The organism is Micromonospora sp. DSM 43699, assembly GCF_055517075.1.
In genome coordinates this window covers 21,474-40,379 of the sequence record NZ_JBTMMT010000013.1, presented here as the reverse complement: position 1 = coordinate 40,379, position 18,906 = coordinate 21,474, and the positions used below count along the sequence as shown (strand labels likewise).

The following is an 18,906-nucleotide window of genomic DNA, read 5'->3' as shown; positions in this document are numbered from 1 at the left end:
CCGCCGGCTGACCGTCAGACCCGGAAGGCCGACCTACCGTCAGGGGCGGATGTCGGCGGGCTGGTCGGACAGGGGCAGCCCGGCCTCCCGCCACGCCTGCACGCCGCCGATCAGGTCGGTGGCCTTGCGCAGGCCCAACGCCTGGAGGCTGGCCGCCGCCAGGCTGGAGCTGTAGCCGTGCCGGCACACCACCACGATCTCCCGGTCGTAGCCGGTCGCCTCGGGGATGTGCCACTCGCTGGCCGGATCGAGCCGCCACTCCAGCACCGTCCGGTCGATGACGATCGCGCCGGGCAGCTCCCCCTGCTCGCGGCGCTGCCCCTCGGTGCGCGTGTCGACAAGCAGCGCACCCGCCCGTACCGCCTCGACCGTCTGCTGAGGACTCAACCGCCGCAGCCCGGCTCGGGCCTGTTCCAGCAGGGCGTCCACGCCCGGACTCATCACGTCATTGAGCACGTCCAGATCATGCCCCGGCACCCGGAGCACCGCCCGACGAACAGCACTCCCCACGGCGGAACCAGGCTCACGGGGGACACCCACTAGCGTCACCTGAGTGACGGTGGCCCTGGTCGAGGCGTACGCGATGCTGGCCCGGCGGGTGCTCGCCGGCCCGGCGCGGTTGGGCCGTACCCGACTGGTGGCCGTCGACGGGCCCAGCGGCGCGGGCAAGAGCGCCTTCACCGCGCGCCTCGCGGACGCCCTGGCCGGGTTGTCCGACGGTGGACGACCACAAGTGGTGCACACCGACGACCTGCTCGACGGCTGGGACGACCAGTTCACCTTCTGGGCCCGGCTGGAGGAGCGGGTGCTGGCCCCGCTGCGGGCCGGTCGACCGGGGTCCTACCGGCGGTACAGCTGGGTGCGGCGGGCGTTCCTGCCCCGCGACGTGCCGGTGCCTGTCGTGCCGGTGCTGCTACTGGAGGGGGTGAGCGCGGCGCGGGCGACGATCCGGCCGGAGCTCACCCTGTCGGTGCAGGTCACCGCGCCGGCCGGGCTACGGCTGCGCCGCGCGCTGGACCGGGACGGGGCACATCTCCTGGCGGAGCTGCGGCGTTGGCACGCGGGGGAGGAGGCCCACTTCGCGGCCGACCGGACCGCCGCCGCCGTCGACCTGGTGGTCGACGGCGCACCGACCCTGCCGCACGACCGGGACCACTACTACGTACGCCGCCCGGCACCCGGTCGCGGCTCGCCGGGTACGACCCGGTAAGGCCGGCATACCATGCCGGTCATGACCTCTCCGATCATGTCCGAGTCCGAGGTACGGGCCGCCGTCGAGCGGGAAATGCCCGGTGTCCGTGCCGACCTGGAACGCCTCGTCCGCATCCCCGGCATCGCGTTCGAGGGGTTCGACCACTCGCATGTCGAGCGGTCCGCCGAGGCGGTCGCCGAGTTGCTGCGCGGTTGCGGTCTCGACGTGCGGATCGTGCGTTCCGGCGGTCAGCCCGCGGTGGTCGGAACGCGGGCCGCCCCGCCCGGCGCACCCACAGTGCTGCTGTACGCCCACCACGACGTCCAGCCCGTCGGCGACCTGTCGCTGTGGGAGTCCGCGCCGTTCGAGCCGGTCGAGCGGGACGGTCGCCTCTACGGGCGCGGTGCCGCCGACGACAAGGCCGGCGTGATGGCGCACGTCGCCGCCCTGCGCGCCTTCGGCGACCGACTCCCGGTCGGTGTGGTGCTCTTCGTCGAGGGCGAGGAGGAGTACGGCTCCGACTCGCTGGAGCGGCTCCTCGTCGAGCACCGCGAGGAGATCGCCTCGGACGTCATCGTGATCGCCGACTCCGCCAACTGGGACGTGGGCGTACCGGCTCTGACCACCTCGCTGCGCGGCATGGTCAACCTGTTCGTCGAGGTGCGGACCCTGGACCACGCGGTGCACAGCGGCATGTTCGGCGGTGCCGTGCCGGACGCGTTGACCGCGCTGGTCCGGCTCCTGGCCACGCTGCACGACGACGCCGGGGACGTGGCCGTCGAGGGCCTGACCGGCCGGACGGGCGCAGCCGTCGACTACCCGGAGGACCGGTTCCGGGCCGAGGCCGGCCTGGTCGACGGGGTGTCGCTGATCGGCACCGGCCGGATCACCGACCGGCTCTGGACCAGACCGGCGGTGGCGGTGCTCGGCATCGACGCCCCGGCCACCGGCGAGGCACCGAACGCGCTGGTTCCGGCCGCGAAGGCCAAGGTGAGCGTACGGCTGGCGCCGGGTGACGACCCCAAGCGGGCGTACGACGCGGTCCGTACCCATCTGGAGAGGCACGCGCCGTGGGGTGCGCGGGTGGCGGTGACCCTGGAGCACAACGGTGATCCCTGCGTCATCGACGCGTCGGGGCCGGTGTTCGACGCCGCCCGGGCGGCGTTCCGGGCCGCCTGGGACGGCGCCGAGCCGGTGGACATCGGCATCGGCGGCTCGATCCCGTTCATCGCCACCTTCCAGGAGATGTTCCCGCAGGCGGCGATCCTGGTCACCGGGGTGGAGGACCCGCACGCGCGGGCGCACGGCCCGAACGAGAGCCTGCACCTCGGCGAGTTCGCCCGGGTCTGCCTCGCCGAGGCGTTGCTGCTGGCGAAGGTGGCAGGGCAGGGGCGACCGGTCGGTTAGGTCGCGGAACCGTAACTTCGGGGTCGATGTCGGAGTTTGCGGCGTGTCGGACGGCACACTGGTATAGCCTTTCGAACATGCGTACGAACGACGTGATGACGCGGCTGGAAGCCGCCGTGAGCGCTCTGGGGGACGTCGACGTCTCCGCGTGGCCCGAGGACACGCTCAAGGAACAGCTCGGCGAGCTCTCGGCCGTGCTGGTCGCCCTGGACGGGGTGCTGTCCCGGGTCGCCGACGGGGTCCGCGCCCGTGGTCTGCGCGTCGAGGAACCCGTCTCGGCCTGAGCCGGGCGGCCCGGGTACGGCAATGCCCGGGTGATGTCGGGGGTGGCTGGCAGGATGAGGTGCGTGCGGTTCCTCGACCTGGCAGCCACCTCCGCGGCCGTCTCGGCCACCTCCGGCCGACGCGCCAAGGTGGAGCTGTTGGCCGGCGCGCTCCGGGCGCTCGACCCGTCCGAGGTGTCGGTCGGCTCCGGCTACCTCGCCGGTGAGCTGCGCCAGCGGCAGACCGGCGTCGGCTGGGCCAGCCTGCGTGACCTGCCGCCCCCGGCCACCGAGCCGGCCCTGACCGTGACCGCCGTCGACGCGGCGATCGACGAGATCGCCGCCGTGCACGGTCCGGGCTCCCAGGCCCGACGCCGGCAACTGCTCGTCGCACTCTTCGGCGTCGCCACCGCCGATGAGCAGCGGTTCCTGGTCGACCTGTTCCGAGGCGAGCTGCGCCAGGGCGCACAGGCCGGTCTGCTCGCCGACGCCATTGCCCGAGCCGCCGAGGTACCGGTGGCGACGGTACGTCGGGCCCTGTTGCTCGCCGGCGACCTGCGGGCCGTCGCGGTGGCCGCCCGCACCGGCGGTGCCGCCGCGCTGGCCGGGTTCGGGCTCCAGGTGGGCCGCCCGCTCGCGCCGATGCTGGCCTCCAGCGCCCCCTCGGTCGACGCCGCCCTCGATGTCACCGGGGTTCCGGCGGTGGTCGACGTCAAACTCGACGGCATTCGCATCCAGGTGCACCGCTCCGGCGACGAGATCGCGGTCTTCACCCGCAGCCTCGACGAGATCACCGCGCGGGTGCCCGAGGTGGTTGCCGCGGTGCGCGCGTTGCCGGCCCGGGAACTGGTGCTCGACGGCGAGGCGATCGGGCTGGACCTCAGCGGTAGGCCGTTACCGTTCCCGCAGACCTCCAGCAGGGCGGCCAGACGCGCCACCGCCGCCGCGACCGGGGCCACCTCCGCCACCGGTGCGACCGCGGCGACCGACGTCACCCCGCTGGCCGACGCGACCGCGCTCACGCCGTACTTCTTCGACCTGCTGCACCTCGACGGCGACGATCTGATCGATCTGCCCGGCCGGCGGCGGTGGGCCCAACTCGCCGATCTGGTCGACGGGCCGTTGCTGGTCGGCCGGGTCGAGGTCGACGACCCGGGGCAGGCCGCCGCGGCGTTCGCCGCCGCACTCGACGCCGGTCAGGAGGGGGTCGTGGTCAAGTCGACGGACGCCCCCTACGACGCCGGTCGGCGTGGCTCCGCCTGGGTCAAGGTCAAGCCCCGGCACACCCTCGACCTGGTGGTGCTGGCGGTCGAGTGGGGCAGCGGCCGACGGCAGGGTTGGTTGTCCAATCTTCATCTCGGTGCCCGGGAGCCGCGCACCGGTGAGTTCGTGATGCTCGGCAAGACCTTCAAAGGCCTCACCGACGAGCTGCTGCGTTGGCAGACCGAACGGTTCCTCGGGTTGGCCGTGGAGCGCGGCGACTGGGTGGTGCGGGTCCGCCCCGAGCAGGTGGTCGAGGTCGCCTTCGACGGGGTGCTCGCCAGCACCCGCTACCCGGGCGGGGTGGCCCTCCGGTTCGCCCGGGTGCTGCGCTACCGCGACGACAAGTCGGCCGCCGAGGCCGACACCATCGATACGGTCCGGGCACTGCACGCCGGGCGAGCCGCCGATTGACCGTCACCGGACGGAGCGACACAGGGTAGTCAGGCCGCTGGGCTAACGGGGCGGAGGGGCGATGGGGCGGAGGGCCGCTGGCCCGGGATTTGTGAAGACGACCCCGGGGTCAGACCGTCGACAGCGACCGGGCGTAGTTGACCTGATTGTTGATCTGCTGCACCTGGCCCGGGTCGACGACCGGGATGCGGGCCACGTACTGATGGGCGCCACTGGTCACCGTCACCTGCACGGTGCCGTGGTGTCGCGTCTCCTTGATCAGCAGGAAGAGCAGGCTGAAGATGGTCAGACAGAAGAAACCGAGGATGGCGCAGACGATCGCCCAACTGGCGATCTTCTCCTCCCGCTGCCAGTGGTCGGTCACGTACCAGCCGGCACCGGCCAGGGGCATCACCCCGGCCGGGGTACGGATCACCGGCGGGCTGACCATGATCTCACCGATCTGCACCGCCGGCGGCTGGTGCCCTACTGCCGCCCCCGGCACCGCTCCCGTCGGCGCGAACAGCGGCGGGTAGGGCCCGGCCTGCGGCACGGCATAGGGACCGGTCCCGGGTGGCGCGGAGAACTGCGCCGGTGGGGCGGAGAACTGTGCGGGCGGTGCGAATGGGGCGGGTGGCGCGGAGAACTGCGCGGATGGCGGTGCGAATGGTGCTGGCGGCGCGGAGAACTGTGCGGGCGGTGCCGGGTACGGCCCGGCCTCCGGCGGGGTGGCGGGCTCGAACGGCGCTGCCGGGGAACCTGCCGTCGGGAACTGGGCGGTGGAGGGTGCGGGCTGCGTCGATGGCGGGTGGAACGTCGCCGTTGTCGAGGCCACGTCCGGCGACGGTGCCCACGGGTCGTAGGCGGGGCTCGCCTGCGTGGGCGGATCGGACGGGTACGACGGGGCAGGATCGGAGGTCATCACGACACCTCACGCGCGTTGAACACGTTGCGGACCATACCGCCTCCCGCGTCGTCGTGCGTTCCGACGATGGCGTCGTGGTCGTGGTCGTGGTCGTGGTCGTGGCGGTGGTGGCGGTGGCGGTGGTCGAGGTAATCGTGGCGGTGTCGCGGTCGTGTTAGCTGTGGTCGCGGTGGTCGCGGTGGTCGCGGTGGTCGCGGTGGTCGCGGTGGTCGCGGTGGTCGCGGTGGTAGTGGTCGCGGTGGTCGGCGCTGCGGATGCCACGACCACGACCCGCGCTTGAGCCCGGCAGGGGAGGGCAGGCCGGTATACCTGTTCGGGTCCTTTCGAGCTGATGACGTAAACGACTCACCACCGATCAGTGGTGGGCGACTCACCACCGACCAGTGGTGGGCTGAATCGCCAACGTCATCAGCTCGAAAGGACGTACACCCATAGGTCGGTGGTCCGTCGTGGCCTTGCGATGGTCTCAGCGGGTGATCCGTCGTGACGTAGCGATTGTGTCGGCCCGATGGGCTGTCGTGACCGGGGGTGTCGGCCCGGTGGTCCGACCTTGAGCCGGTGGCCCGAGGTGGGGTGACGTGGGTGGTGGCGCGACGTGGGCGGTGGCGCGACGTGGGTGGTGGGGTGACGTGGGTGGTGGGGTGACGTGGGTGGTGGCGTGACGGGGGTGGTGGCGTGACGTGGGCGGGGCGGCCGTCGGGTGGGGGCCGGGGGGGCGACGGAGCGGTCCACCAGCCCGGTTCCACACGCCGAATGCAGCTCAGGCAGGGGTGACGGGCTCGGCGGCCCGGTCGACGGGGAGCTTCGGGGCGTCCAGCCCGGCGGCGTGGCGGGCCTCCCGACGGGCCACCCAGCCGTAGCCGAAGAGCGTCATCGCGGCGAACAGCCACCACTGGACGACGTAACCGAAGTTCTGCCAGTTGTTGGTGTGACCGATCGGCACCGCCCGGAACGCCGGGTCGTTCGCCGGGGTCTGCTCGTCGAGCAGCAGGTAGGCCCCGTGCAGCGGGTAGGGCAGTTCCCGGGCCAGCTTGTCCACGGTCACCCGACGGGTCTCCAACCGGCCGTCGCGCCGGTCCACGCCGTTGCCGCCGGTCTCGGTGGGGTGCACCCGGCCGACGACTGTCACCGCACCGGTCGGCAGCGCGGGCACCTGGGGCATGGCCAGCGCACCACCGGGCGCTGGCGGCACCCAACCCCGGTCGACAAGCACCGCCGTGCCGTCGTCGAGCACCAGCGGGGCGAGCACCTCGAAGCCGACCTTGCTCTCCACGGTCCGACCCCGGACCAGGACCACGTTCGCGGCGTCGTACCGACCGGTGGCGGTGACCCGGCTCCACTCGGCCTGCTCGGCGGGGGGCGGGCCGACGCTGCCCGCGCCACCGGTCGGGGCGGGCAGCGTGGCCCGCAGCGGCGCGGGGGTGCCTGCGGTGCCGGCGTCGATGCGCTCGTTGACCGCGGTGCGTTCCCGGTAGCGGTCCAGCTGCCAGTTGCCGAGCAGCACCATGACGGCGGCGGCGACCAGGGTCAACGCGAGGATGCCCAGCCAGCGTGGGGTCAGCAGGAACCGGTACACAGCACGAGGCTACCCGTATGACCGACGCCACCCTCCGCGACGGCCCGGGACCGGTCCGTACGGCCTCGGATCGGCGGTCTCCAGCGTCGGCTTGGGCGGGTATGGTCACGCGAGCGGATCGCCGCCGGTGTTCCTCCCGGCCGTCCGCGCGCCACCACCCGTCGCCACCGAGGAGTCGATGATGACCGCCGTGCCGCGCCTCGTGTTCAGCGCGCCGTCCTCCGGTCACGGCACCAACGCGCTCTCCGTCGGCCTGCTCGCGGCCCTCGCCGACCGGGGGCTCGACGTCGCCGGTTTCAAGGTCGGCCCGGACCACGTCGACGCCGCGTACCTCGGCCTGGCCGCCGGTCGCCCCGGCCGCACCCTCGACCCCCGGCTGGTCGGCGCCGACCGGCTCGGGCCACTCTTCGCGTACGGTGCCGAGGGCGCCGCGTTGGCCCTGGTCCAGGGCACCATGGGCCTGTACGACTCGGTCGCCGGCCGGCCCGACGCGGAGTCCACCGCCGCCGTCGCGACCGCGCTGCGCAGCCCCGTCGTGCTGGTGGTGGACGTGGCGGCGATGGGGCAGTCGGTGGCCGCCCTGGTGCACGGCTTCCGCTCGTACGACGAGCAGCTCTGGTTGGGTGGGGTGATCCTGACCCAGGTCGCCTCCGGCCGGCACGAGTCCATGCTCCGGGAGGCGCTCGACGACGTCGGGATGCCGGTCTACGGCGCGCTGCGTCGCCACGAGCTTCCCCCGGTGCTCCCCTCGCGCCGGCACGGTGTGGTGCCGGTCCTCGCCCGCGACGCCGAGGCGACCCGGGCGGTCCGCCGGCTCGGGGAGGCGGTTGCCGGCACGGTCGACCTGGAGCGCCTGCTCGCGCTGGCCCGTTCCGCCCCGGCGCTCTCCGTCCCACCGTGGTCGCCCGTCCCCGGGGCTCCGGCCACCACGGCTCCGGCCGGGGACGCGCCGGTGGTGGCACTCGCCGGGGGACCGGGTGGCAGCTACGGCCACCCGGAGGTCGCCGAGCTGCTCCGGGCCGCCGGGGCGCAGGTGGTCACCGTCGACCCGCTACGCGACGAGGCGCTGCCCGCCGGCACCCGCGCGCTTGTCGTCGGCGGCGCGTTGCCCGAGTCGTACGCGCGGGATCTCTCGGCGAACCGGCGGCTCTGCATCGCGGTGGCCGAGCTGGCCCGCACCGGGCGTCCGGTGGTCGCCGAGGGCACCGGCCTGCTGTGGCTGGCCCGCGAGCTGGACGGGTTGCCGATGTGCGGGGTGCTGGACGCGATCGGCGGCAGTCGGGACGGCCTGGTGGTGGGCTACCGGGAGGCGGTCGCCCAGTCCGACAGCGTGGTCGCCGGCACCGGGGCGACCGTGGTCGGCTACAAGCAGCACGGTGCCGTGCTCACTCCCAGGTCGGGGCCGCGGGCCGCCTGGAGTTGGGAGGGTGGCACGCCCGAGGGCTTCGTCTGGCGGGGCGTGCACGCCTCCCAGCTCGGCCTGCACTGGGCGGCGTACCCCGAGATCGCGACCCGGTTGGTGACGGCGGCGGCGCTGCCCTCGCCGGTCGAGGGCGTCGCCGCCCCGGCCTGACCACCACCGCCCGGCGGCCCGGGTCTCACCCCCAACGCCAGCATCCGGGTGTCAGCCGACGATGGCGTCCGACGGTGGGGTGAACTGGCGGGTCGGGGTGCCCTTGAGGCCGTCCCGCAGGGTCTGGGCGACCGCGTTGACCGGGACCTGGGACTGCCCGTCGCCGACGGCGTTGAACGGGTTGTCCGGGTCGGCGATGAAGCTCGCCGCCGCCAGTTCCGGGGTGTAGCCGACGAACCAGGCCGACCTGGTGCTGTCCGTGGTACCGGTCTTGCCGGCCACCGGGCGGCCCACTGTGCGGCGGACGCTGTCCGCCGTCGACCAGCCGCCGCAGGTGCCCTTGGCCGGGGTGTCGCCGGTGGGGCAGCGGGCCGCGTCGGTGGCGGCGCGGGCCGCGTCGGCGTTGACCACCTGGCGGCAGCGGGGCTTCGCGACCTCCCGTTCGATGCCCCCGGCGGTCTTGTAGGTGGCCGGGGTGCCGTCCCGGTTGGTGATCGAGTTGACGGGCATCGCCTCGCAGTACCGGCCGTCGGCGGCGATCGCGGCGTACGCGTTGGCCATCTCCAGCGGGGTGGCGTCGGAGACACCCAGGGTGAACGCGCCCCACTTCTTCGCCTTGGCGGGCGACGCCTGCTCCTTGTCGACGTCGGTACGCCAGCGCAGCCCCAACTGCTCGGCGAGGTGCACCCCCCGGTCCGCGCCGATCTTCTCCTCCAACTGGACGAAGTAGGTGTTCACCGACTTGCCGAATCCGGACCACATGGTCTGCCGGCCGGTCATCGCCCCGCTGGCGTTGGACGGCACCCAGCCGTCGTAGACGGCCGACTTGTACCGGTACGGCGAGTCGAACGCCGTGGACAGTGGCATCCCGGCGTCCAGGGCGGCCAGCATCGGGAACATCTTGAACGTCGAGCCGGCCTGGTAGCCGGGGAGGGTGCCGCCGCCGAGCAGCGGGGCCACCGTGTTCGGATAGTTCGCCTTCGTCTTGGGGTCGGCCTCGGGGTTGGAGCTGGGTCCGTTCTCGCTGACGTCCAGCGAGTACGTCCGGTTCACCGCCATCGCCTTGATCCGCCCGGTGCCCGGTTCGGCGACCACGATCCCGTTGGCGAAGGGGCTGCCGACCGCGTCCTTCGCGCCGACGTTCTTCTCGGCGGCGGCCTGGACCTTGGGGTCGAGACTCAGCACGATCCGGTAGCCGCCCCGGCGCAGCTTGTCCATCCGTTCCAGCCGGTTCTCCCCGAACGCGGGCTGCGCGCTCCACCAGTTCTTCACGTAGTCGCAGGCGAAGCCCCAGGTGTTGTACCTACTGGGTATCGAGGCGCAGTCGTTGGGCGGGGTGGTGGGCCGGGTGCGGATCGGTTCGCTCTTGGCGACCGCGGCGGCGTCCGGGGACAGGTAGCCGAGTTGGGCCATCTTGTCGAGGACGTAGTTGCGCCGGCCGGTGGCCTCCTTCTGGTCCGAGCTGAGCGGGTCGTACTCGGAGGGCGACTTGACCAGGCCGGCGAGGGTGGCCGCCTCGACCGGGGTGAGGGTGGCCGGGGTCTTGGAGAAGAAGATCTGCGCCGCCGCGTAGATGCCGTACGCCCGGTGGCCGAAGTACGCCGAGTTGAGGTAGCGCTCCAGGATCTGCTCCTTGGTCAGCTCCTTCTCGATGTCCAGCGCCATCCGCATCTCCTTGACCTTGCGCAGGCTGGTCTGCTGGGTTGCCTCCTGCACCTCCTGTGGCGTCTGCGAACTGTCCCGCAGCGCCATCCGGACGTACTGCATGGTCAGCGTGGAGGCGCCCTGGGAGACGCCGCTGGAACGGGCGTTGGCCACGAAGGCGCGGGCGACGCCCTTGGGGTCGACCCCCCGGTGCTGGTAGAAGCGGTTGTCCTCGGCGGCGACGATGGCCTGCTGGATGTTCGGCGACATGTCCGACAACTTGGTGTACTGCCGGTACTCCTCGTAGAACATCGTCAGGATCGTCGTGCCGTCCGGGGCGTAGAGGTAGGACGTCTCGGCGGGCAGGGCGGTGCGCAGGATGTTCGTCTTGTGCTCCACGGCGTGCGCGGTGGCCTTGGCGCCCAGGCCTGTCACGGCGGCCAGCGGGTACGCCACGGCGGCGAGCACGATGCCGGCGATCAGCCCGGCGCGGAGGAGTGGAACGGAACGACCTGCGGCGGCGAAGGATCGATTGCTCACCTGGTCAAGTTATGACATTTCCGATTCATCCATGAGAAGAATTCATGAACGCTCCGGAGTTGGTCGAGTCCCGTGATGTGGCCCACGCCCGGATCGGCTGTCCCAGGCGTCGGCTTCCCGGCAGGATCGCGGTCATGCAAGGGCAACCGACAGGCACCGCGCCGGCCACCGGCACCGAGCCGGACCTCGCCCACCACGGCGACGCCGAGGCCGCCCCCGGCCTGGTCGACCTGGCCGTGAACGTCCGCCGGGACCCGATGCCGGACTGGCTGGCCGACCCGATCACGGCCGCCCTCGCCGACCTGGCCGGCTACCCCGACCCCCGCCCGGCCCGCGCCGCCGTCGCCGCCCGGCACCGCCGTCCACCGGCGGAGGTGCTGCTCACCGCCGGTGCCGCCGAGGGCTTCGTGCTGCTCGCCCGCGCCCTGACCGGGGTACGCCGGCCGGTGGTGGTGCACCCGCAGTTCACCGAGCCGGAGGCTGCTCTGCGGGCCGCAGGCCACCAGGTCGAGCGGGTGCTGCTCGACGCCGCCGACGGTTTCCGGCTCGACCCGGCCCGGGTGCCGGTCGACGCCGACCTGGTCATGATCGGCAACCCGACCAACCCGACCTCCGTGCTGCACCCCGCCGCCGACCTGGCCGGGCTGGCCCGCCCCGGCCGGGTGCTCGTCATCGACGAGGCGTTCTCCGACACCACCGGCGTACCCGGCGTCGACGGTGAGCCGGAGTCGCTCGCCGCTCGTCGGGACCTGCCCGGCCTGGTGGTGGTGCGCAGCCTCACCAAGACCTGGGGGCTGGCGGGCCTGCGGATCGGTTACCTGCTGGGCGAGGCCGCCCTGCTGGAACGGCTGGCCGCCGCCCAGCCGCTCTGGGCCGTCTCCACCCCGGCGCTGGCCGCCGCCACCGCAGTCGCGTCGCCGACCGCCGTCGCCGTCGAGCGCGCCGTCGCCGCCCGGCTCGCCACCGACCGCGAGCACCTGGTGACCCGCCTGTCGGCCCTGCCCGGGGTACGCGTCGCGGGCCGCCCGGCCAGCGCCTTCGTCCTGATCCACCGGCCCGGGGCCGACCGGCTACGCCAGTTGCTGCGCGAGCGCGGCTGGGCCGTCCGACGCGGCGACACCTTCCCCGGGCTGGGACCTGACTGGCTGCGGATCGCCGTCCGCGACCCGGCGACCACCGACGCGTTCATCGAGATACTGGCGGAGATCCTGGAGGCATGATGCTGGAGACGACGATCGCGGCGATCGGTCCGCTCGACGGGTCGGCGATGACCGCCGCCCGGGACCTCCAGGCCCGGCTCACCAAGCCGGCCGGCTCACTCGGTGCCCTGGAGGAGCTGTCCGTACGCCTGGCCGGCCTGGCCGGAGCCTGCCCGCCCCCGCTGCCCGAACCGGCGGCGGTGGCGATCTTCGCCGGTGACCACGGCGTGCACGCCCAGCGGGTCACCCCGTGGCCGCAGGAGGTCACCGCCCAGATGATCGGAAACTTCCTGGCCGGCGGGGCGGTGGTCAACGCGTTCGCCCGGCAGGCCGGCGCCTCGGTCACCGTGGTCGACGTCGGGGTCGCCACCCCGCTGTCATTCCCACCCGAGGCGACCGCCGGCACCGCCGGCCCGGCGGGCGGCCCGACCGGTGCCGTCCTCGCGCCGCCGCGCCTGGTCGACGCGAACGTGCGGCGGGGCACCCGGGACATGACGGTCACCGCCGCACTCACCCGGGACGAGGCGCGGGCGGCGATCGAGGTCGGCATCCGGGTCGCCGACGAGTTGGTCGACGCCGGGGCGGGTGTGCTGCTCACCGGGGACATGGGGATCGCCAACACCACGCCGTCCGCCGCACTGATCGCCGCTTTCACCGGGGTGGACCCGGGCGAGGCGACCGGCCGGGGGACCGGGGTGGACGACGAGACGTACCGGCGCAAGGTCGGCGTGGTGCGGGCGGCGCTGGAGCGGCACCGGCCCGACCCGGCCGATCCGCTGGGGGTGCTGGCGGCCGTCGGTGGCCTGGAGCACGCGGCGCTTGCCGGCCTGATCCTCGGTGCGGCGGCCCGCCGGGTTCCGGTGCTGCTCGACGGGGTGATCGCGGTCAGCGCCGCGCTGGTCGCCGCCGCCCTCGCCCCCGACGCGGTCGGCGCGATGATCGCCGGGCACCGCTCCGCCGAGCCGGGTGCCAGCGTGGCGCTGCGCCACCTCGGCCTCGACCCGCTTGTCGACCTGGGCCTGCGGCTCGGCGAGGGCACCGGCGCGCTGCTGGCGTTGCCCGTGGTCACCGGCGCGGTCCGGGTGCTGCACGAGGTGGCCACCTTCGATGCGGCGGGGGTCTCCGAGAAGTGAGCGCCAACCCGTACCCCCTCGGCCTGCGGCTCGCCGGGCGGCGGGTGGTCGTGGTGGGCGGCGGCGCCGTGGCCAGCCGCCGGGTGCCCGCCCTGCTGGACGCCGGCGCCGACGTGCTGCTGGTCGCCCCCGAGGTGACCCCGGCGCTGCGCGCGCACGTCGATGCCGGCCGGCTGCACTGGCGGCCCCGCCGGTTCGCCCCCGACGACCTGGACGGCGCATGGCTGGTGCAGGTCGCGGTGGACGACCCGCACGCCGCCGCCTCGGTCAGCGCGGTCGCCGCCGAACGGCGGATCTTCTGCGTGCGGGCCGACGACCGGGCGGCGGCCACCGCCTGGACCCCGGCGGTCACCCGGCACGGGCCGGTGACGGTGGCCGTGTTGGGCGGGGGCGACCCGCACCGGGCGATGAGTGTCCGGGACGCCGTCCGGGAACTGCTCACCGCGCGGACCGGGCTGCTCGCCGATCCGGGGGACACCGTGGTGGTCGGGGCCGCCGCGGGCGCGCAGGGTCCGGTACCGGCCGGGCTGGGAAGCGGGGAGGCCCCTCCCCCCGGCCCGATCGGACGGGTGTCGCTTGTCGGCGCGGGACCGGGCGACCCGGAGCTGATCACCGTGAAGGGGTGGCGGCTGCTCACCGAGGCGGACGTGGTGGTCGCCGACCGGCTGGTCCCCGGGCTGCTCCTGGACGAGTTGCGCCCCGACGTCGAGCTGGTCGACGCCGCCAAGATCCCCTACGGGCCGTCCCGCGCGCAGGAGGAGATCAACCGGATCCTGGTCGACCGGGCGCTCGCCGGGAAGGTCGTGGTCCGGCTCAAGGGCGGTGACCCGTACGTCTTCGGCCGTGGCGGGGAGGAGCTGCTGGCCTGCGCGGCGGCCGGCGTACCGGTGACCGTGGTGCCGGGGGTGACCAGTGCGATCGCCGTGCCGGCGGCGGCTGGTGTCCCGGTCACCCACCGGTCGGTGGCGCACGAGTTCACAGTGGTCTCCGGGCACGTCGCCCCGGACTCGCCGGTCTCCCTGGTGCGCTGGGAGGCCCTCGCCGGCCTGCGCGGCACCCTCGTGGTGCTGATGGGGCTGAAGAACCTGGCCGCCATCACCGCCGTCCTGACCCACCACGGCCGGGACGCGGCGACCCCGGTCGCGGTGATCCAGGAGGGCACCACGGGGAGCCAGCGGAGCCTCCGCTCGACCCTCGGCGCGGTGGCGGCGGACGTCGTCGAGGCGGGTCTGCGTCCACCGGCCATCGTGGTGATCGGCGACGTGGTCGACGCACTCACCACCTGACCGCCGGGCCGAGGGACGGCGACTGGCAGCAGCGACGAGCAGTGCCGGCCGGCCGACTATGACCGTGCGCGGCCCCTTTGGACCTGATGACGTCAACGAATCGCTCGCGGCGGTGTGGGACCGGGTCGTCAGCCTGGTCGTCGACCGTCGCGGGCAGCAGCAGCGCGGGTGAGTCGCATACGTCATCAGCTCCAAAGCACGCGAATGTCAGCTCTGGAGCCCGCCACACGGTGCCGAGCCTCGTCGCCGTGCCGAGAGACCCGCGGCGCTGACCACCGGACCCGCGGCGGTTACCGTCGGGCCCGGGGCGGCGGTCAGCGGGACGGTAGGCGCTGCGGGACGGTACGAACGCGACGACGGCCGGGAGTGGCTCCTCCCGGCCGTCGTCGGTGCTGTTCAGATCACTGCTTGAGCATGTTGTCGAGCAGCAGGGCGCAGCGGATCAGCCCGAGGTGGCTGTACGCCTGCGGGTGGTTGCCCAACCCGCGTTCGGCAAGCGGGTCGTACTGCTCGGGGAGCAGCCCGGTCGGGCCGGCGGTGTCGACCATCTGGGCGAACAGCTCCTCGGCGTCGGTGCGCCGACCGGTGCGCAGGTACGCCTCGATCAGCCACGCCGTGCAGATGTGGAAGCCACCCTCCCGGCCGGGCAGGCCGTCGTCCCAGTGGTACCGGTAGACGACCGGACCGCTGCGCAGATCCGCCTCGATCTTGAGCACGGTGGAGAGGAAGCGCGGGTCGTCCCCCGGGAGGAGGCCGGAGAGCCCGATCCAGAGCGAGGAGGCGTCCATGTCCTCGTCGCCGTACGCGACGCTGTACGCCTCGACCTCCTCGTGCCAGCCGTTCTCCAGCACGTTGGCACCGATCCGGTCGCGCAGTTCGACCCACTCCGGCCGGTCCTCGCCGTCGTGCTGACGCACCACGTGCAGGGCCCGGTCGACGGTCATCCAGCACATCACCTTCGAGAAGATGTGGTGCCGAGGTGGGAGGCGGGCCTCCCAGATGCCGTGGTCGGGCTCGTGCCAGCGGCGACGGACCGCCTCGACCATGTTGTCGAGCACCCGCCACTCGTCGTCGCGGACCGAACCCCGGGCGTCGGCGACGGCCGCGATCAGATCGGCGATCGGCCCGAAGACGTCCAGTTGGAGCTGGTGGTTGGCGAGGTTGCCGACCCGGACCGGCCGGGAACCGGCGTACCCGGGCAGGGTGTCGATGACCGCCTCGGCACCCAGCTCGTAACCGTCGACGGTGTAGAGCGGGTGCAGCCGCTCGGGGTGCCCGCCGGTGCGCTCGATGCAGCCGTCCACCCAGCGCAGCAGCGCCTCGGCCTCCTCGATCGAGCCGAGGTCGACCAGGGCCCGCGCGGTCATCGCCGCGTCGCGCAGCCAGCAGTACCGGTAGTCCCAGTTGCGGACGCCGCCCAGCTCCTCCGGCAGCGAGGTGGTCGCCGCCGCCAGGATCGAGCCGGTCGCCTCGTGGCAGAGCCCGCGCAGGGTGAGCGCGCTGCGGGCGACCAGGTCCCGGGCGGTGGCGGGCAGCCGTAGCGAGGCCACCCAGTCCTTCCAGGGCTGCTCGGCCCTGGCCTGCCGGTCGTGGATGGCGACCGTGTGGTCCTCCAGGCTGTGCGTGCCGAAGCGTAGCTCCAGCACCACCCGGCCGCCGGTGGCGGAGAGGTCGACCACGGCGTGCGCGGTCTGGTACCCGCCGTCGTTGCGGACCTGCCAGGACACCCCGGGGGAGTAGAGCGCGACCGGCTCGTTGGAGCCGAGCACCAGCAGGCCGTCGTCCATCGGCTGGAGCTGGGTGGCGACCTGGCCGAACTCGGGGCGCGGGGCGAACTCGATCCGGGCCCGGCCTGAGCCGGTGAGCACCCGGACCAGGGTGGAGTCACCGGTGATGACCGCCGGGCCGTCCGGGGTGGTCTCCCGGGCCGGTAGGTCCAGCCAGTCGGTGACGGTGAGCCCCGACCAGCGGGTCTCGACGGTCATCGTGCCGTTGCGGTAACGCTGGCCCAGCGGGATTCCGCCGCGCTCCGGCCCGACCGTGAAGTGCCCGGCCGGGCTGCCGCCGACCAGGTCGGCGAAGATCGCCGCCGAGTCGGGCTTGGGGTGGCAGAGCCAGCTGACCTTGGCCTCGGGGGTGAGCAGCGCGACGGTACGGCCGTTGGCCAGCATCGAGTGCCGCTCGATAGGCACCGCCCGCTCGCCGAAGAGCCAGTGCCGGCGGGTCTCCAGCAGCAGACCGAGCGCGCGGGCCGCCTCGATCGGCTCGGCCACCCGGTAGTGCGCCTGGGTGTCGCCGGGGCCGATCTTGATGCCCAGGTCGGGGCCGTGCAGGTTGCCGAAGGCGTTCTCGTCGGTGACGTCGTCGCCGATGAAGAGCACCGCGCTGGCCGAGAGCTGGGTCCGGAGCTGGTCGACCGCGGTGCCCTTGTGGGTGGCGACCACCGACAGCTCGATGACCTCCTTGCCCTGGGTGACGGTGACGTCGTCCCACTTCGCCGGCCCGTTGCGGACCGCCTCGACGGCGGCGGCGGCGACCTGCGGGTCGACCCCGCGGGTGTGCACCGCGACGCTGGCCGGCTTGCGCTCCAGCCGTACCCCCGGGTGGGCGACGGCGATCTCGCGCAGCGCGTCGCGCAGCCGGGTGCGGACCGCGACCAGTTCGGGGGAGAGCCGCTCGACGAAGCCGATGTCGAACTCGGAGCCGTGGCTGCCGACGAGGTGGATCTCGTTGGGCAGCCGGGACAGCGCGGCCAGGTCGCGCAGCGCGCGCCCGGAGACCACCGCGACTGTGGTCTGCGGCAGCGCGGCCAGCGCCCGGACGGCGGCGACCGACTCGGGCAGCGGCACCGCCTTGCTCGGGTCCTCGACGATCGGCGCGAGGGTGCCGTCGTAGTCGCAGGCGACCAGGAGCTGTGGTACGCGGGCGATCCGGCCGATCGCGGCGAGCAGCTCCGGGTCCATCGTCCCGGCGGCGGGGGTGATGATCTCGGCGGTGGGGGCGTTCACTCGGCCTCCGTCCCCGGTGCGCCCAACTCGGTCAAAAAGGAATTCGCCCAGTGCCCCACATCGTGGGTGCGCAGATGACGTTGCATGATCCGCATGCGTCGACGGGCCTCCGGCTTCTCTACGTGTACAGCCCGCAGGAGGGCGTCCTTGACGGCGTCGGGGTCGTGCGGGTTGCACAGGAACGCCTGACGCAGCTCGGTGGCCGCGCCCGCGAATTCGCTGAGCACGAGCGCACCGCCCTGGTCGGCGCGCGACGCGACGTACTCCTTGGCCACCAGGTTCATTCCGTCTCGCAGCGGGGTCACCATCATCACGTCGGCCGCGACGTACATCGCGGCCAGTTCGGAGCGACTGTACGACTGATGCAGATAATGCACCGCAGGCACGCCGACCCTGCCGAATTCGCCATTAATCCGACCAACCTCGCGTTCTACCTTGACACGAAGTGCCTGGTAGTGCTCCACGCGCTCGCGGCTGGGGGTGGCGACCTGCACCATAACCGCGTCCGGAACTGTCAACTTTCCGTCAGCAAGAAGTTCGCGGAAAGCCTTGAGTCTGAGCTCGATGCCCTTGGTGTAGTCGAGCCGGTCCACGCCCAGGATGATCGTCTTGGGGTTGCCCAGCTCCTCGCGGATCTGCTTGGCCCGCGCCTGGATCGCCGGGTCCTCGGCCAGCCGTTCCATCTCCCTGGTCTCGATGGAGATCGGGAACGCGCCGGCCTTCACCTGCCGCCCGTCGACCTGGATCATCTGGCCCTCGTAGCGCAGGCCGAGCAGGTGCCGGGCCAGCCGGACGAAGTTCTGCGCGGCCAACCGCTGCTGGAAACCGACCAGGTCACTGCCGAGCAGACCGCGCAGGATCTCGGTGCGGAACGGCATCTGCATGAACAGCTCGATCGGCGGGAACGGGATGTGCAGGAAGAAGCCGATCTTCAGATCCGGCCGCAGCTCGCGCAGCATCGCCGGGACCAGCTGGAGCTGGTAGTCCTGCACCCAGACCGTCGCGCCCTCGGCCGCGACGTCCGCCGCGGCCTCTGCGAACCGGGCGTTGACCAGCCGGTACGCCTCCCGCCAGCGGCGCTTGTAGGCGGGGGTCTCGACGGCGTCGTGGTAGAGCGGCCAGATGGTCGCGTTGGACTGGCCCTCGTAGTAGCGTTCCAACTCCTCGGCACTCAACGGCACCGGGTGCAATCGGATGCCCTCCAGGTCGAACGGCTCCGGGGCGGCGCCGGTGCCACCGGCCCAGCCGACCCAGGTGCCCCGATGCTCGGCGAGGACGGGGTGCAGCGCGGTGACCAGCCCACCCGGGCTGCGTCGCCACTGCCGTCCCTCAGGTGTGCTCACCTCGTCGACCGGCAGTCGGTTGGCCACAACGACAAAGGAGCTACGGACGGTCACGATCGGCCACCTCCGGGTGCTGACGGGTCCACCGCGATGAGCGTACTGAGCGTAGCTGCGGCCTCTGGGACCCAGTGCCGCAGTTACCTACCCGTACCACGCCTGCTGAA

The 18,906-nt window shown here is 73.1% G+C and carries 14 protein-coding genes and 1 pseudogene; 9 read left to right on the top strand and 6 right to left on the bottom strand.

Translation table 11 applies throughout. From position 1 onward, the window contains the following. Positions 1-39: 39 nt before the first annotated feature. The gene (locus AC0AIB_RS09555; RefSeq protein ID WP_328349097.1) at positions 40-441 is read right to left on the bottom strand and encodes a rhodanese-like domain-containing protein; all 402 of its coding nucleotides are present in this window, start codon (positions 439-441) and stop codon (positions 40-42) included. On the opposite strand from AC0AIB_RS09555, the pseudogene AC0AIB_RS09550 reads away from it, so the two are divergent. The 4 genes and pseudogenes from AC0AIB_RS09550 to AC0AIB_RS09535 all read left to right on the top strand — a co-directional run. Next, positions 376-1,254, top strand: a pseudogene (locus tag AC0AIB_RS09550) (uridine kinase family protein); the annotation flags it as partial. The gene AC0AIB_RS09555 and the pseudogene AC0AIB_RS09550 overlap by 66 nt on opposite strands. After that, entirely contained in the window at positions 1,247-2,599 is a 1,353-nt protein-coding gene (locus AC0AIB_RS09545) for a M20/M25/M40 family metallo-hydrolase (RefSeq protein WP_465096468.1), read from the top strand. The pseudogene AC0AIB_RS09550 and the gene AC0AIB_RS09545, both read left to right, overlap by 8 nt. Positions 2,600-2,676: 77 nt before the next feature. Continuing rightward, a complete protein-coding gene (locus AC0AIB_RS09540) occupies positions 2,677-2,883 on the top strand; it encodes a hypothetical protein (RefSeq protein WP_067308586.1) in 207 nt (68 codons plus the stop codon). 54 nt (positions 2,884-2,937) lie between these two features. Further along, a complete protein-coding gene (locus AC0AIB_RS09535; protein WP_465096446.1) occupies positions 2,938-4,536 on the top strand; it encodes an ATP-dependent DNA ligase in 1,599 nt (532 codons plus the stop codon). Between the two features lie 109 nt (positions 4,537-4,645). Here the strand turns inward: AC0AIB_RS09535 and AC0AIB_RS09530 are convergent, their stop codons facing one another. Continuing rightward, the gene (locus tag AC0AIB_RS09530) at positions 4,646-5,437 is read right to left on the bottom strand and encodes a hypothetical protein (protein WP_328343684.1); all 792 of its coding nucleotides are present in this window, start codon (positions 5,435-5,437) and stop codon (positions 4,646-4,648) included. Positions 5,438-5,591: 154 nt separating this feature from the next. Here AC0AIB_RS09530 and AC0AIB_RS09525 point away from each other — a divergent pair, with 154 nt between their 5' ends. Next, positions 5,592-5,720, top strand: a complete 129-nt coding sequence (locus AC0AIB_RS09525) for a hypothetical protein (protein ID WP_465096445.1) — start codon at positions 5,592-5,594, stop codon at positions 5,718-5,720. A gap of 480 nt (positions 5,721-6,200) precedes the next feature. Here AC0AIB_RS09525 and AC0AIB_RS09520 read toward each other — a convergent pair whose 3' ends face one another. Then, positions 6,201-7,016, bottom strand: a complete 816-nt coding sequence (locus tag AC0AIB_RS09520) for an SURF1 family cytochrome oxidase biogenesis protein (protein WP_328343686.1) — start codon at positions 7,014-7,016, stop codon at positions 6,201-6,203. 127 nt (positions 7,017-7,143) lie between these two features. Here AC0AIB_RS09520 and AC0AIB_RS09515 point away from each other — a divergent pair, with 127 nt between their 5' ends. Next, positions 7,144-8,589: a cobyrinate a,c-diamide synthase gene (locus tag AC0AIB_RS09515; RefSeq protein ID WP_442930629.1), complete on the top strand. Its 1,446-nt coding sequence runs from the start codon at positions 7,144-7,146 to the stop codon at positions 8,587-8,589. Positions 8,590-8,640: 51 nt separating this feature from the next. Here the strand turns inward: AC0AIB_RS09515 and AC0AIB_RS09510 are convergent, their stop codons facing one another. After that, positions 8,641-10,773 carry a transglycosylase domain-containing protein gene (locus AC0AIB_RS09510; RefSeq protein ID WP_465096444.1) on the bottom strand — a complete coding sequence of 711 codons (2,133 nt, stop codon included), beginning with the start codon at positions 10,771-10,773 and terminating at the stop codon, positions 8,641-8,643. A gap of 134 nt (positions 10,774-10,907) precedes the next feature. On the opposite strand from AC0AIB_RS09510, the gene cobC reads away from it, so the two are divergent. From cobC to cobA, 3 genes are read left to right on the top strand one after another with little or no spacing between them, the layout of a single operon-like run. Then, positions 10,908-11,993 carry an Rv2231c family pyridoxal phosphate-dependent protein CobC gene (gene cobC, locus AC0AIB_RS09505; RefSeq protein ID WP_465096443.1) on the top strand — a complete coding sequence of 362 codons (1,086 nt, stop codon included), beginning with the start codon at positions 10,908-10,910 and terminating at the stop codon, positions 11,991-11,993. After that, on the top strand, positions 11,993-13,105 hold the full coding sequence (gene cobT / locus AC0AIB_RS09500) for a nicotinate-nucleotide--dimethylbenzimidazole phosphoribosyltransferase (protein ID WP_328349103.1): 1,113 nt from the start codon (positions 11,993-11,995) through the stop codon (positions 13,103-13,105). Before cobC ends, cobT begins: the two co-directional genes overlap by 1 nt. Continuing rightward, positions 13,102-14,391 carry a uroporphyrinogen-III C-methyltransferase gene (gene cobA / locus AC0AIB_RS09495; protein ID WP_465096442.1) on the top strand — a complete coding sequence of 430 codons (1,290 nt, stop codon included), beginning with the start codon at positions 13,102-13,104 and terminating at the stop codon, positions 14,389-14,391. The genes cobT and cobA overlap by 4 nt, the downstream gene beginning before the upstream one ends. A 401-nt stretch (positions 14,392-14,792) precedes the next feature. Here cobA and otsB read toward each other — a convergent pair whose 3' ends face one another. Both otsB and AC0AIB_RS09485 read right to left on the bottom strand, forming a co-directional pair. After that, positions 14,793-17,354, bottom strand: coding sequence for a trehalose-phosphatase (otsB, locus tag AC0AIB_RS09490; RefSeq protein ID WP_328349105.1), 2,562 nt, complete (start codon positions 17,352-17,354; stop codon positions 14,793-14,795). Between the two features lie 41 nt (positions 17,355-17,395). After that, positions 17,396-18,796: an alpha,alpha-trehalose-phosphate synthase (UDP-forming) gene (locus AC0AIB_RS09485; RefSeq protein ID WP_328343693.1), complete on the bottom strand. Its 1,401-nt coding sequence runs from the start codon at positions 18,794-18,796 to the stop codon at positions 17,396-17,398. Positions 18,797-18,906: the final 110 nt, after the last annotated feature.

What these genes read in the sequence shown, in the direction of transcription:
- AC0AIB_RS09535 (WP_465096446.1), top strand. Translation starts at nt 2,938, where the DNA reads ATGAGGTGCGTGCGGTTCCTCGACCTGGCAGCCACCTCCGCGGCCGTC.
- AC0AIB_RS09555 (WP_328349097.1), bottom strand. Translation starts at nt 441, where the DNA reads ATGAGTCCGGGCGTGGACGCCCTGCTGGAACAGGCCCGAGCCGGGCTG.
- otsB (WP_328349105.1), bottom strand. Translation starts at nt 17,354, where the DNA reads ATGGACCCGGAGCTGCTCGCCGCGATCGGCCGGATCGCCCGCGTACCA.
- AC0AIB_RS09545 (WP_465096468.1), top strand. Translation starts at nt 1,247, where the DNA reads ATGTCCGAGTCCGAGGTACGGGCCGCCGTCGAGCGGGAAATGCCCGGT.
- cobC (WP_465096443.1), top strand. Translation starts at nt 10,908, where the DNA reads ATGCAAGGGCAACCGACAGGCACCGCGCCGGCCACCGGCACCGAGCCG.
- AC0AIB_RS09530 (WP_328343684.1), bottom strand. Translation starts at nt 5,437, where the DNA reads ATGACCTCCGATCCTGCCCCGTCGTACCCGTCCGATCCGCCCACGCAG.
- cobT (WP_328349103.1), top strand. Translation starts at nt 11,993, where the DNA reads ATGCTGGAGACGACGATCGCGGCGATCGGTCCGCTCGACGGGTCGGCG.
- AC0AIB_RS09540 (WP_067308586.1), top strand. Translation starts at nt 2,677, where the DNA reads ATGCGTACGAACGACGTGATGACGCGGCTGGAAGCCGCCGTGAGCGCT.